14 protein-coding genes are annotated in these 13083 nt (G+C 55.5%); 1 reads left to right on the top strand and 13 read right to left on the bottom strand.

Annotation, left to right across the window (positions count from 1 at the left end; genetic code table 11):
* Positions 1–19: 19 nt before the first annotated feature.
* A complete protein-coding gene (locus LHF31_RS04730) occupies positions 20–649 on the bottom strand; it encodes a response regulator (protein WP_298002918.1) in 630 nt (209 codons plus the stop codon).
* 136 nt (positions 650–785) lie between these two features.
* Here LHF31_RS04730 and LHF31_RS04725 point away from each other — a divergent pair, with 136 nt between their 5' ends.
* A complete protein-coding gene (locus tag LHF31_RS04725) occupies positions 786–1715 on the top strand; it encodes a DUF2877 domain-containing protein (protein ID WP_298002921.1) in 930 nt (309 codons plus the stop codon).
* A gap of 66 nt (positions 1716–1781) precedes the next feature.
* Here LHF31_RS04725 and LHF31_RS04720 read toward each other — a convergent pair whose 3' ends face one another.
* The 12 genes from LHF31_RS04720 to LHF31_RS04665 all read right to left on the bottom strand — a co-directional run bounded on the left by LHF31_RS04720 (position 1782) and on the right by LHF31_RS04665 (position 13076).
* Positions 1782–2507: a hypothetical protein gene (locus tag LHF31_RS04720; RefSeq protein WP_298002924.1), complete on the bottom strand. Its 726-nt coding sequence runs from the start codon at positions 2505–2507 to the stop codon at positions 1782–1784.
* 81 nt (positions 2508–2588) lie between these two features.
* Positions 2589–3470 (bottom strand): cyclase family protein, encoded by an 882-nt coding sequence (locus LHF31_RS04715; protein WP_298002926.1) that lies wholly within the window; start codon positions 3468–3470, stop codon positions 2589–2591.
* 75 nt (positions 3471–3545) lie between these two features.
* Entirely contained in the window at positions 3546–4670 is a 1125-nt protein-coding gene (locus LHF31_RS04710; protein WP_298002928.1) for a sodium ion-translocating decarboxylase subunit beta, read from the bottom strand.
* A 9-nt stretch (positions 4671–4679) separates the two neighbouring features.
* A complete protein-coding gene (locus LHF31_RS04705; protein ID WP_298002930.1) occupies positions 4680–5126 on the bottom strand; it encodes a biotin/lipoyl-containing protein in 447 nt (148 codons plus the stop codon).
* A 9-nt stretch (positions 5127–5135) separates the two neighbouring features.
* Entirely contained in the window at positions 5136–5483 is a 348-nt protein-coding gene (locus LHF31_RS04700) for an OadG family transporter subunit (RefSeq protein WP_298002931.1), read from the bottom strand.
* 21 nt (positions 5484–5504) lie between these two features.
* The gene (locus LHF31_RS04695; protein WP_363324745.1) at positions 5505–7058 is read right to left on the bottom strand and encodes an acyl-CoA carboxylase subunit beta; all 1554 of its coding nucleotides are present in this window, start codon (positions 7056–7058) and stop codon (positions 5505–5507) included.
* Positions 7059–7274: 216 nt separating this feature from the next.
* The gene (locus LHF31_RS04690; protein ID WP_303773696.1) at positions 7275–9623 is read right to left on the bottom strand and encodes a xanthine dehydrogenase family protein molybdopterin-binding subunit; all 2349 of its coding nucleotides are present in this window, start codon (positions 9621–9623) and stop codon (positions 7275–7277) included.
* 18 nt (positions 9624–9641) lie between these two features.
* Complete coding sequence (locus LHF31_RS04685) at positions 9642–10070, bottom strand: (2Fe-2S)-binding protein (protein ID WP_363324778.1); 429 nt, start codon at positions 10068–10070, stop codon at positions 9642–9644.
* 73 nt (positions 10071–10143) lie between these two features.
* Entirely contained in the window at positions 10144–11043 is a 900-nt protein-coding gene (locus LHF31_RS04680) for a xanthine dehydrogenase family protein subunit M (protein WP_298007664.1), read from the bottom strand.
* 316 nt (positions 11044–11359) lie between these two features.
* Positions 11360–11710 carry a hypothetical protein gene (locus tag LHF31_RS04675; RefSeq protein WP_298007662.1) on the bottom strand — a complete coding sequence of 117 codons (351 nt, stop codon included), beginning with the start codon at positions 11708–11710 and terminating at the stop codon, positions 11360–11362.
* A gap of 13 nt (positions 11711–11723) precedes the next feature.
* Complete coding sequence (locus LHF31_RS04670) at positions 11724–12212, bottom strand: hypothetical protein (protein ID WP_298007660.1); 489 nt, start codon at positions 12210–12212, stop codon at positions 11724–11726.
* Positions 12213–13076 carry an NmrA family NAD(P)-binding protein gene (locus LHF31_RS04665; protein ID WP_298007670.1) on the bottom strand — a complete coding sequence of 288 codons (864 nt, stop codon included), beginning with the start codon at positions 13074–13076 and terminating at the stop codon, positions 12213–12215.
* Between the last annotated feature and the right edge of the window lie 7 nt (positions 13077–13083).

The following is a 13083-nucleotide window of genomic DNA, read 5'->3' as shown; positions in this document are numbered from 1 at the left end:
AGACTCCGCAATAAAGGGTTTAACTTAACCCCTTCATCTCATCCAGAATCCTGTACAGTTGATCCAGTTCTCGCTGGATTTCGTCCCGATCGGCAAGTGCCTGTTTGAGCAGAGTTTCAAAAGCCGGTTTTTGCTCATCGGGTAAGGTAGCCAGCAAACGTTCGGTGCGGGAAATCTGCGTGTTCTTGTGGCGCAGTTTCTGCTCCAACCGCTCGCGGTAACCCTGATAGAAGTCGCGTTCGTTCATCGGGGCAGGCACATTGGGAGAGTCCGATGTCAGCACCTCCGCCACGGTCAGCAGGAAGTCCTCGGTGTCAATCGGCTTCTCGATAAAGCGCACCCCGCCAAAACTGAGGGCAAATTTCTTGTCTTCCGGGGTGACATACGTCGCAGAGACGAAGATGATGGGGATGGAGCGGGTTTGCGGATTCTTGCGAATCTCATGCGCCATGGCAAATCCATCCATGCGCGGCATGAGAATATCGGCTACGATGAGCGCAGGGCGCTCTCTGGCAATAAACTCCAGGGCTTCCAGTCCATCCGCAGCAGTCACCACCGGATACCCCTTAAAGCGCAGGGTAACCTCAAGCAACTCCCGGACATGGGGAACATCTTCAACAACAAGAATGGGACCCAGCGGTACACTCATACACTTTGATTTTAGCCCCAGTGGGAACAATCTGCAAGCACAGGAACTTTACAATAATGCAAACCTTTTCATTCCGCCTGTTCGAGCGATGAATATCTCCGAAGTTATTCAGAGGTTGTGTTATGATTAAACCGATATGGAAAATCCCCCTGCCACGTATGTCCGTATGTACCGCTGTGAATCCACTGGCTATGCTGCTCTGAAAGGATTGAGTTTTCCGGCTACCGGAAGGGTTACAGGGTCAACCTCCAAAGGGATCTTTGTCCTTATCCCCCCTCAACGGGTGTTCTTTCTCTCTTATGAATCCTATCGGGGTCCGCTGACGCTCAACCTTACTCCAAGACCTGCTGAACCTCTGCCCGTTTATATTGGGCAGGAAGTTCACGTGGAAGCCGATGAAATCAGCCTGCCCACGCTGAATACGCACATCACTCTGAGCGAAGAAACCCTGTGGCTCCCACCTGCTCCGCCAGCAAACATTCTTCCCAATGAAGACCTGTGGGCAAGCATAAAGCGGTTGAGCGAAAGCGCCCTGTATGTACACCGTGGGGTTGGACTGGTCCCTATGCTGGCATTCATCATGGACGATCCTCATCCGCCCACCATTCCTGCCATGCTCCAGTCCACCATTGCCAACATCCTCATTCTCAAAAATCTCTTTACACAGCCGGTGGAAGTCAGCATGTCTGCCCTGACCGCTCTGATGGGCACAGGCAGAGGACTTACCCCCTCAGGAGATGATTTCATCGTTGGGCTGATGTTGCTCTTGAGCCGCATGCCGGGGTTGAATTCGCTACACGACACCATCGAAGCCCTGCATCGTCAGGTGGTTGAAATTGCCTTCGAGAAGACCACCGCATTAAGCGCCAACCTGATTGCCTGCGCATGCGAGGGAAGCGCAGATGAGCGTCTCATTCGAGCCGTGGATGGCTTTTTAACCGGCTCTCTGAACGAAGCGGGTATTCTCCATACGTTGCAGGAATACGGTAGTTCCTCCGGTGTAGATGCCCTGACCGGCATTGCATCAGGAATGCGCGCGCTTCAGGCTGTTCGCGCACATCATTAAGGCAACTCAATCCGAAACAAAGAGGGCGCCTCACGGCGCCCTCTTTTTCACATAACCAGAGGTCAACTATACCAGAATATCATCCGGGACGCGCATCACCTCATTGGCTTTGCGGACCTCATCAGGCACGTTGAAGTCAAGGTCGGCGCCGACCATCTGGCGAATATAATCCTTCACCAGTTGATCCCAGTACTTCTTGGTAATGTAGTACACGCGGGCGCCGCCCAGTTCGTGCTGATACTCGGGCCAGGGGTAAGAGGGTTGCGCCATGCCCAAGCCCCAGCGGAGCCAGCCGTTGTAGGACTCGTAGGTTGCCCACCACTCTTTGTTGCCGAGGATTTCAAAGCCATAGTACGCCTTGGCGTAGTACATGGCAGCGCCAATGCGCCCGCCGCGCACCAGTGCCATGGTGTGCAGACTGATGTTGATGTCCTCGTTCATCAGACGCCCGTTGGCAAAGCCAGCCCACAAGCCATCAATCAAGCCAACCAGCGTGTAGGGGTCCTTAAGGCGCTTGCGGTACCAGCCCAGCACCTCGGAGTACACGCGGGCGCCCACAATGTCATAGAAGTCATGGTCCACATCGAGGAAGCGCTTGAGGTAAGAAAGCATCAAAGGCACCTCATCCAGCCGCGCCTCGCGGATGTAGAGGATGCGTCCATCCTTCAACGGCACCATGGCACCGGGCCAGGGCTTCATTTTCATGGAAGGTCCCTGAAGAACGGCTTCCACTTCTCGGGCATCAATTTCGAGAACTTCCTGAGAGGCTTTGGTTGGCAGATCGAATTTCATACAGAACTCCTTTTCGATATGAATAAAACGAATTCCGGTTACACCGCTGTTTCTCCCCACGAGAAAACAGAGGGAATCCCCTTACGACAGGTTGGCGCGCGAAATGGCGTTCAGACGCTCCACATGCGTGGGATCATAGGCATCGCCAAAGCGGGTCTTGGGCATGCTCTCGCGTTTCTTCATCAGTTCTTCGTACTTGTCATCGTCCACGAAAGCCACTGCGCGCCCGATTGAGGCTTCGCCATCCACAAACCGCCACGGGAAGAAGCCCACCGTAAAGCGCTGGTTGAGCAGGAGATCAATCTCACCGCCAAAGCACTCGGCATGGATGATCTCATGCGGGAACATTTCGATGTGCATCAGTTGATACTTGTCATCGGAGAAGAACTCTTCCAGCGACATGCCGTACTTCTTCTTGAAGACATACTCGGCTTCCTTTGCCTGGCGGGGCATCCAGGTGCGGATGATGGTATTCATTGGATGATCGGCACTTCCGCAGTCCACGGCGATCCAGCGCAGTTTCTTCTTCTTTGCCCATTCGGCGAATTCGCGGTCGGGACCTGGATGCTTGACCATATAGCGCACCTCATCGGCGGTGGGCATGTCCCATCCAAAGTGATGATAGCCGGTGTGAATAACCAGGATATCACCCTCTTTGACTTCCACACGATCCTCAATCATCTTGCTGGTGTACACATCATAATCGCCGCATACATCGCTCAGATCCACGATGGCGGCTTCGTGCACCAGATAGTCCATGGTGAGCGACGCCATATCCTTTCCGGGGGTATAGAAATGGATTTCCCCGTCCAGATGCGTGCCCAGATGGTTGGAATGGGTCAACAACTGTCCGTTGGCGCCGTTTGGGGCAAGCCGCTTGAAGTACTTAACCTGCAACGGCTCATAGGTGGGCCAGGCAGGGGTTCCGATTCCCAATGGGATAGTCAGATCAATCAGTTTCATACGTTCCTCCTCAAAAACAGATTAGATTGAATGAACTGGCACCTCTGCACAATCCTTCCAGAGACGCCCCAAACTTTACAACACACCCGCAAGTACCGCCAGCACAACGCCGCCAGCCACCACACTGCCTAACTGGCCTGCGGCATTGGCACCCATGGCATGCATGAGCACAAAATTCTCGAAATCCTCTTCCGAAACAAAGCGCTGGACAATGCGTGCCGACATGGGAAAGGCGCTGATACCCGCCGCGCCAATACAGGGGTTGAATTTCTTGCCGGAGAGGACATACATCAACTTGCCAAAGAGCACGCCACCCACGGTGTCAAGGATGAATGCCAGCAAACCCAACCCCAGAATTGCCAGCGTCTGCGGCTGGATGAACGCCCTGCCTTCCATGGTCGAGCCGATCACCAGACCGAGGAAGAGGGTAACCAGATTCGCCAGTTCGTTCTGCGCACCTTCGCTCAGGCGTTCCACCACGCCCGACTCGCGGATAAGATTTCCGAACATCAGAGCGGAAATGAGCGGGGACGCCTTCGGGGCAATCAACGAGACCAGAACGGTGACCACAATGGGGAAGAGCACCCGCACCACCCGCGAAACCGGTTTGATGGTGTAGGGCATGCGCACGCGCCGTTCGGCTTTGGTTGTGAGCAGACGCATGACTGGCGGTTGAATGATGGGTACCAGCGACATGTAACTGTACGCCGTCACAGTAATGGCAGGTAAAAGATGCGGCGCCAGTTTGCTGGAGACATAAATGGCGGTAGGACCATCAATGGCGCCAATGATGCCAATAGATGCGGCTTCATTGAGCGGAAAACCAATCAGCAGAGCCAGCAGGAGGGTGGTGAAAATACCAAGTTGTCCGGCGGCGCCCAGCAACGCCATGCGGGGGTTTTCCAGCAGTGGACCAAAATCGGTCATCGCGCCAATGGCGATGAAGATAAATAACGGGAACAATTCGGTGCTGATGCCGAAGTCGTAGATGGTCTTCAGAAAACCGCCTTCTTCGGTCACACCGGTGAGCGGCAGGTTGCCCAAAATAGCGCCAAAACCGATCGGCAGAAGCAAATTCGGTTCGAATTCATACTTGACGGCGAGGAAGATGAGAAATCCGCCCACGCCCAGCATGACGATATTCTGCCAGCCCAGTTCCCGAACAGCCTGTAAGAGGATACTGAGATTGGAAAGATCCATACGACCTCTTTACGAGAAACGGAACAGGACTTCGCCGTAATTGACGCGCTGGCCATCCTGCACTTCCACGCTGGCAATGGTGCCTTCGCGCGGTGAGCGAATGGCGTTCTTCATCTTCATCGCTTCCAGTGCGCACAACTGCTGTCCAACCGTCACCTTGTCGCCGGGTTTGACAGCAATATCCAGAATGACGCCGGGCATGGGCGCGGTAAGCACATCCCCACTGGCAGCAGGGACAGTGGCTGGTTTTGGCGCGGGAGCGGGCACCGGTGCCGCCGGGCGAGGCGCCGGAGCAGTGGGAACGCTCGCTACGGGGCGAACTTCCTGCACCTGTTCACCTTCCAACGTGACCTGATAGGACTGTCCATTCACCACCACGGTGAAGGGGGAAATGCTCATATCACCCACTTCGACTTCATAAGGTTTTTCGTTGACGATGACCTTGATTTTCTTCATGCCTTTCTCCTAGCGTTTTCGCGTTTTTCCTTCAATGGCTTCCAGACGGCGGGAGAACCACCAGCGACTGCGTCCTTCCTGGAAGGAATTTCCCAGTTGCGGGTTGGCGCGCAGGCGGAAATAAGCCACTGCCGCAGCAATTGCCGCAATGATTTCTCCCTCTTGTGAAACGCCCGTTTCTTCAGCGGGCTGGCTGGTTTCAATCTGCGCTACCTCGGCCTGCTCCTCCTCTTCCTCACGGTAAGGGAAAAGCCGCTGAAGCACAATCATAATGAGAATGAATACCCCCAGCGCGGTAAAGGTGATCAGAATTCCCAGCACGCTGACGGTCAGACCTTGCATAAAATCACCGTTCAAAGAACACCTCCGTCAAACGGTTTACAGCGGGATGGAACCATGTTTCTTGCTGGGCTGGCTCACCTGTTTATCGCGCAGGAGTTCCAGAGCGGCGATGAGACGCGGACGGGTTTCCGAAGGCATGATGACATCATCCACGTAACCCGAGGCGGCGGCGCGGTACGGGTTGGCAAATTTCTCGCGGAATTCCGCCACCAGACGGGCACGCTCTGCCGCCGGATCGGGGTGATTGCTGATTTCCTTGCGGTAGAGGATGTTCACTGCACCTTCCGCACCCATCACTGCAATTTCAGCCATGGGCCAGGCAAACACCAGATCCGCATGGATGTGCTTACTACCCATCACGATATAGGCGCCGCCATAGCCCTTGCGGGTCACCACGGTCAGTTTCGGAACAGTAGCCTCAGAGTAGGCATAGACGATCTTGGCACCGTGACGGATAATGCCGCCATGTTCCTGCGCCACACCGGGCATGAAGCCGGGCGAGTCGGAGAAGGTAATCAATGGAATGTTGAAGGCATCGCAGAAACGCACAAAGCGGGCAATTTTATCGGCGGCGTTGATGTCAATCGCCCCAGCCATCATGGCGGGCTGTTGCGCCACCACACCCACCGATTGCCCATGCAGACGGGCAAAGCCGACAATGGCATTGGGGGCAAAGTTGGCGTGCACCTCGAAGAACGAACCCAGGTCGAAGACCTTCTCGATAATTTGCTTCATATCGTAAGGCTCATTGGGGTTCGCCGGAACGATGGCGTTCAAGCCCTCATCCATACGATTGGGATCATCATACGGCTCGATTGCCGGAGCCGGTTCGGCGTTATTCAGCGGCAGGTACGAGAGCAGGCGCCGCACCGTGGCAAAGGATTCTTCCTCGTTCTCAGTGGCAAAGTGCGCCACACCACTGATCGTTGAATGCGCCATGGCACCGCCCAGCGTCTCGGCATCCACCACTTCTGCCGTGACCGTCTTGATAACTTCCGGACCGGTGATGAACATGTTGCTGATGCCTTTGGTCATGATAATGAAGTCCATCAGCGCTGGCGAGTACACCGCACCACCCGCGCAGGGTCCCAGCATTACGCTGATTTGCGGGATAACGCCGCTGGCGAGGGTGTTGCGGTAAAAGACCTCACCGTAAGCCGAAAGGCTGTGAACGCCTTCCTGAATACGCGCACCGCCGCTGTCGTTCAAACCGATCACCGGAACGCCGGCCTCCATTGCCATGTCCAGAATCTTGCAGACTTTCTGACCGGCGACCTCGCCAAAGGACCCGCCCAGTACGGTGAAATCCTGCGAGAAAACGCACACCCGTCTGCCGTCAATCTTGCCAAAGCCGGCAATCACGCCATCGCCTAAAAAGCGTGATTTGTCCATACCAAAGTCGCTGTGACGGTGCACCATGAAAGCGTCAATTTCCTGGAATGTGCCCTCATCCAGCAATTTTTCGATGCGCTCGCGCGCCGTCAATTTGCCCTTGGCATGCTGGGCTTCAATGCGGTCTTTTCCACCTGCTTCAAGAAGTTTTTCGCGGTATTCCTGCAGTTTTTTGTACAGGTGCTGGCGTTCATCCATCTGTTCCGCTTCCCCACTCGTCGGTTGAGCATTCACGTTGGAATCTGTCATTGCTCCTCTCCATCGTTTATAAAATTGAAAGAATGACCGTACTCAGTGTAAGCAAGAATGTCAGACAATTCAAGGGACTTTCATGCTAAAAAGCCTGTCAATTGTCACATCCTCAAAGGCAGGCTGGGGCTGAAAACAGTCCCCAACCTGCCTGATCGCCAATGATTACTTCGCCAGTCCGGCTTCCACTAGTGCCAGATAGACCTTCTCGGCGCTGAAGGGCGGGTTGGTGATGCGGATACCGAGCGCGTCATGCAACGCCGAAGCCACCGCGGCAATGGACGGCACCAGCGGATGCTCGCCGATCCCGCGCGCGCCAAAGGGACCATCGTCCTGGGCGTGTTCAATGATGAAGGTATCCATGATGGGGGGCACATCAATGGCGGTGGCAATGCGGTAATCCACAAAGGAGGGATTGCGCATCACACCCTTTTCCAGTTTGCACTCCTCAAAGAGTGCCGAACTGAGCCCCTGCACCATGCCGCCTTCCATCTGCTGTTTGACCAGTTCGGGGTTGATGGCTTTCCCCACGTCGAACGCCGAAACGGCTTTGAGGATGGTGATTTGCCCGGTCTCAAGGTCCACTTCCAGATCAACCCCTTGCGCACCGGTGGTGTAATGCACCACTGCACGGTCACCCTGACCGGTTTCGGGGTCAAGCCCGGTGACGTAGGTGGGCATGAACGAGCCGGTGCCGACGATGGGACCGCCAATCCAGCCCTGATCGTTGGGTTTGGGAATGCCGTACACCACCACGTCCTTCAGAGGCATGGTGTCTTCGGTGCGATAGGAAATGACATACCCGTTCTTGATATCCAGTTCTTTGGGATCCTGCTGCCAGGCTTCCGCCACCACGTTGAGCACCTTCTGGCGGGCATCCAGCGCCGCATTGCGCACCGCATTGCCCATTGACCAGGTCAGGCGGCTGGCAACCGTCTGCCACTCGTAGGGGCTGTAGCGGGTATCAATGGGACCGGTAACACGCACATTCTCATAGGGCACACCGAGGGTCTCAGCGGCAATCTGCGCCATGACGGTAAAGGTGCCCTGCCCGATCTCCTGACCACCCACGCTGACGTCCACCGTGCCATCGGCGTTCAGTTTGACAATGGCAGAAGAACCTGCGTTCGGCGGCATTGCCGGGGCTTTCCAGGCGAGGGCAATGCCCTTGCCGCGCACTTTATTGGGACCGGAGGGCTTCTCTTTCACACCCCAGTTGAGGTCTCTGGCGACAGCATCAATACAATCTTCGATGCCCACATCATGAATCACCATACCGGTGGCAAGCACATCGCCGCCGCGGATGCAGTTCTTCTTGAAGAACTCCACGCGGTCCATGCCGATCTTCTCAGCGAGCATATCCATTGCCTGATCAATGCCGGTATGCAGTTCCGCCATGCCAAAGCCGCGATATGCGCCACCGACTGGATGGTTGGTGTACACACACATGCTGTCGGTCTTGACATTGGGGATATCATACGGACCGGTGCTGGAGTAACCGCCTGCGCGGGTGACGTTAACGCCATATTCGGTGTACGCGCCGCCGTCCCAGTACATGGTGTTTTCCAGCGCCAGCAGGTTGCCATCCTTATCGCACCCGACCTTGATCTTGATAACCAGACCCTGGCGGACAAAGTTGGTGTAGAACTCTTCCTCGCGGGTCAGGCGCAGTTTGATGGGATAACCGGGCAGTTTGAGCGCTACGGCGACGGGAATGGCTTCCATGGTCACACCCGCCTTACATCCAAAGCCACCGCCCACGAACGGGGCAATCACCCGCAATTTGCTTTCGGGGATATGGAGGGCTTTGGCAATCAACGCACGCTGAGCAAACGGCGATTGCGTGCTTGCCCACAGAGTCACCTGCCCGTTTTCTTCGGCTTTTGCCACCGCCACATGCGGTTCAATGGGGACATGTTGAACATGCGGGATGCGGAAGGTATGTTCCACAATTGCGGCGCACTGGGGCCAGGCGGCTTCGGTATCGCCCTTGCGGATCTTGAAATGGTTGGCAATGTTTGTGCCGGGTTTGGGGAAGATGAAGTTGGGATACTCGTAAGTGCCCAGTTCGGGGTGCAGAAGGGGGGCTTCCGGCGAAGCGCCGTAAACCGGATCAAACACACCGGGCAGTTCTTCGTATTCCACCTCAATCAGTTCGAGCGCCTTCTCGGCAATTTCTTCGGTCACAGCGGCAACGGCGGCAACCGGCTCACCGATAAAGCGCACGCGGTCCCGGGCGAAGATGTGGCGGTCTTTCAGGTACAGACCGATTCGATCGGGGAAATCAGCACCGGTAACGACCACCTTGACGCCGGGCAATTTTTCTGCCTTGCTGGTATCAATGCGCTTGATGATGCCGTGCGGAATGGGTGAGCGCTTCACCCGGCAGTGCAGCAATCCGGGACCAAATTGAATGTCATCGGCATACACCGCGGCGCCGGTAACTTTTTCGCGCACATCCAGGCGCGGCACACTGGCGCCAATGACGGTTTGTTGTTTTTCAGCGACTGCCATGGTTGTTTCTCCTTTCCGCTATTCCGTTCCAGCGACTTTTTTCACCGCTTCGACGATGCGGTTGTAGCCTGTGCATCGGCACAGGTTGCCCGAGATGGCTTCCCGGATTTCAAATTCAGTGGGCTTGGGTTTGCGGTTTAATAACGCCCGGGACGAAATAAGAATACCGGGGGTGCAGAAACCGCACTGGACTCCGCCCGTCTCGATAATGGCTTCCTGCAAGGGGTCCAGTTGTCCGTTCTTGGCGAGCCCTTCCACCGTGACCACATCGGCGCCATCGCACTCCACAGCCAGCACCATGCAGGAATTGACCGGTTCACCGTTCAACATCACGGTACAGGCACCACACTCACCCGAAGCGCAACCATTCTTCGTGCCGGTCAAGCCCAGTTTTTCACGCAACATTTGTAACAGGGTCATGTTGGACGGCACATCCACCAGTTCCATGACTCCGTTGACGGTTAAGGTAATACGGTGATAACCCATAGGAAATCCTCCTGTTGTGAATGGCTGCCCGGGATCAGGCTGCCTGAGTGAGTTTTTGCCAGACTTCGGTGAGCGCGCGGCGCGTCATATTGCGCACCATCAGTTTGCGATACTGAGCGCTACCGCGCACATCATCAATCGGTGAGCAGGAATCCATGGCAATCTGCGCCGCTTCGGCGATGGTGGCTTCGTCAATGGTTTTCTCCGCCAGCACTTTCTCTGCTGCCGGAACACGCAGAGGTACCGGGGCAACCGAAGCCAGCGCAATCAGGAAACGATATCCCGATGCAAGAGTGGCATCGGGATAGGCAAGCACAGAAACACCTACAATCGCCAGATCACCCAGTTTGTTGCGGGCTACCTTGATGTAGCGTCCCACATGACCTCTGGGGGGTAAAGGCAGGGTGAGCGAAAGGGCAATGTCACCGGGTTTCAGGTTGGTCTTGCCAGGACCTTTAAAGAAGGTGTCCAGCGGTTCCTCGCGTACGCCATCCGCGCCAAACACCTTGAGCACGCCGCCGTACAGCATGCACGCACCGATGGTATCGCCCGCCGGTGAAGCATTGCAGATATTGCCCACAATGGTGGCACGATTGCGCAACTGGTAACTGGCAACAGTTCGGATAGCTTCCGCCAGCAGAGGATAATGCTCGCGAACTTCCGGCATGGCTTCCACCCGGTTCATCGCAACGCCAGCGCCAATGGTCAATCCTTTTTCCGGGTCAAAGGAAACCTGCGCCGTGCCGTCCAGCCCCTTGACATCAACCAGATACTTATCCTTCCAGGCGCCATCGCGCAGGCGCACGAAGGTATCCGTTCCGCCCAGGAAGGGGCGGGCTTCGCCGGCATGAGCCGCTAAAAATTTGCTGGCTTCTTCCAGCGATGCCGGTTTGATATATTCAATTTCAGGAAGTCCAGGATGAGGATTTTGCATACGATTTTCCTTCTCTATAAAACGGATCGTGTCTTTCTCAAGACTCCTGCCAGCGCAGGGAAAAAACATCTTTCCACATCACCTGATCTTGCACTCCTCCCACGGTTTCTCCCGTTTCCGCTGCTTCACCTCCTCAAAAAAACAAATACTCCTCGTGCGGGCGGTTTTCCCGCACCGATGAGGTTAACTCTGTGGTTCCCATTGAGTGCTGTTTTCGCGATTTTTTGCAATTGGACACCATCATGGTAGCACAATCCAAATTGTTTGACAAGTTTGACCTTTATCACATTTACTTGTCTTACAAATGTAATATTCATCACTTGAAACTGAAGGCAAACAACAGAATCCCCGCTGCCGTCACCGCCCACCAGTAGGGCTGAAGCGTTACCGGGAACAGCGTGGAATAGCGCATGGCAATCCCGACCAGCGTGATGAGCAAGCCGCCGCCAACCAGCCACCAGGAAATGACCTGATAGGTGATTTTGACTCCCGGCTCGGGTTGTGCTACCGGCGTATGGGGACGATTCTTCTGCTTTTTGGCTTCGCGTTTCTGTTCCAGCAGTGCCTGACGCTCCAGACGACGCTTGCGCCCGCGGATCAATGCCATGCGCCCATACACAACCAGAATTGCCAGACCCACTACCACAGTACCCCAGTCAATCTTCATGGTGCTTCCCTCCTCACCCCTTCTTGACCATTTTGAGCAAAACCTGTTTGAACGCCTCCCAATCAGGGGCAGGTCCCGCCCCCATCGGCACCACCCGCGCCGATGGGGTCAGTTCAATCAATTCTGTGCCGTTGGGAAATGCCTCGCCCTCCCGCCGAATCAGGCATACCACCGAGGTATTGGGCAGACGCACCCAGGCAAAACGCCGCTCCGGGCGGCTGATCAATCCAATGTAAAAGGCTTCCTTTTCTGCCGCTGGCACCGGCAGGCGGATGATGGCCATTTTGGTTTGCTTGTCCACGGGAGTGATTTCACACGCCACATCTTTGAAATCGCTCAGGCGCTCTTCGGGCAGGCGTTCCCCCACATGATCCCACCAGAACTCCAGGAACTTTACGCCATCCTTCTCCAGGTACTTCATAAATTGATTGGTCTGGCTGTGAAACATCACCGGGATGGCTTCATAGGTGAAGTTATAGTGTTGACTGCGGTTTGAATCCATTTACTCTCCTGAGGGTAAAAATTCACGAGATAAAAAGGTTTCCAGCGAAACCGGCGCACGACCCAGCAGGCATTCCAGCACACGGGCATTGCCAATCAGACCATGCGCGTCATAATAGGCAAACATCTTTGCAAGCGTCTCCACAGCATAGGCAGACATTCCGGAACGTTCCGCCTGATGAATCCAGTCTTCCAACGGAATCGATTGCGCCTGAATGAGGCGGTTCAACAGGCGCGAAAGAACTGCGGCAACCTGCTCATGTGAAACCGGTTGAGGACCCGCCAGTTCATAGATGGCACCCTCATGTCCTGTTTCGCTCAGCACCTTTGCCGCAACCCCGGCAACGTCCAGCAAATCTACCATGCTCAGGCGCGCCTGAATGGAATAGGGGATGCTCAAAACGCCCTGCTCCAGCACACTTTGACGAAATGCCAGCAGATTCTGGAAATAGGCACAGGGTTGGAGAATGGTAAACGGAACCCCGCTGGCAAAAATGCGCTCTTCCACCCGCATCTTTGCCCAGTGATGGGGCATGGCTTCGACCTGAGGATGCAGTACCGAGTGATACACCAGACGCACGCCATTCAGACGGCAAAGTACCTTCAGTAGAATGTCCGCTATGGCTCCCTCATCGGGGCTCATGTTGGGACAGATGTGGTAGACCGCCTCCGTTCCCTGCAGAGCCTCCCGCCACACCCGCTCCTCAAGCATATCCCCTGTGATAACCTCTGCGGCGCCCTGCGTCAGCACCCGCTGACGTTGTTCCTCACGATACACCCATGCCCGTACAGATTTCCCCCGTCTGGACAACGCCTGGATGATCGCCAGACCCGTTTTTCCTGCCGCACCGCTGACCAGAATCATGCTCACT

The organism is Anaerolinea thermophila, from assembly GCF_020723905.1.
Lineage (GTDB): Bacteria > Chloroflexota > Anaerolineae > Anaerolineales > Anaerolineaceae > Anaerolinea > Anaerolinea thermophila_A.
Note: the sequence above shows the minus strand (reverse complement) of the source record. Positions and strands in the feature narration are given on the sequence as shown.

Coding starts and splice junctions, on each gene's coding strand:
- LHF31_RS04730 (WP_298002918.1), bottom strand. CDS start 649: ATGAGTGTACCGCTGGGTCCCATTCTTGTTGTTGAAGATGTTCCCCAT.
- LHF31_RS04725 (WP_298002921.1), top strand. CDS start 786: ATGGAAAATCCCCCTGCCACGTATGTCCGTATGTACCGCTGTGAATCC.
- LHF31_RS04720 (WP_298002924.1), bottom strand. CDS start 2,507: ATGAAATTCGATCTGCCAACCAAAGCCTCTCAGGAAGTTCTCGAAATT.
- LHF31_RS04715 (WP_298002926.1), bottom strand. CDS start 3,470: ATGAAACTGATTGATCTGACTATCCCATTGGGAATCGGAACCCCTGCC.
- LHF31_RS04710 (WP_298002928.1), bottom strand. CDS start 4,670: ATGGATCTTTCCAATCTCAGTATCCTCTTACAGGCTGTTCGGGAACTG.
- LHF31_RS04705 (WP_298002930.1), bottom strand. CDS start 5,126: ATGAAGAAAATCAAGGTCATCGTCAACGAAAAACCTTATGAAGTCGAA.
- LHF31_RS04695 (WP_363324745.1), bottom strand. CDS start 7,058: ATGGATGAACGCCAGCACCTGTACAAAAAACTGCAGGAATACCGCGAA.
- LHF31_RS04690 (WP_303773696.1), bottom strand. CDS start 9,623: ATGGCAGTCGCTGAAAAACAACAAACCGTCATTGGCGCCAGTGTGCCG.
- LHF31_RS04685 (WP_363324778.1), bottom strand. CDS start 10,070: ATGGAACTGGTGGATGTGCCGTCCAACATGACCCTGTTACAAATGTTG.
- LHF31_RS04680 (WP_298007664.1), bottom strand. CDS start 11,043: ATGCAAAATCCTCATCCTGGACTTCCTGAAATTGAATATATCAAACCG.
- LHF31_RS04675 (WP_298007662.1), bottom strand. CDS start 11,710: ATGAAGATTGACTGGGGTACTGTGGTAGTGGGTCTGGCAATTCTGGTT.
- LHF31_RS04670 (WP_298007660.1), bottom strand. CDS start 12,212: ATGGATTCAAACCGCAGTCAACACTATAACTTCACCTATGAAGCCATC.
- LHF31_RS04665 (WP_298007670.1), bottom strand. CDS start 13,076: ATGATTCTGGTCAGCGGTGCGGCAGGAAAAACGGGTCTGGCGATCATC.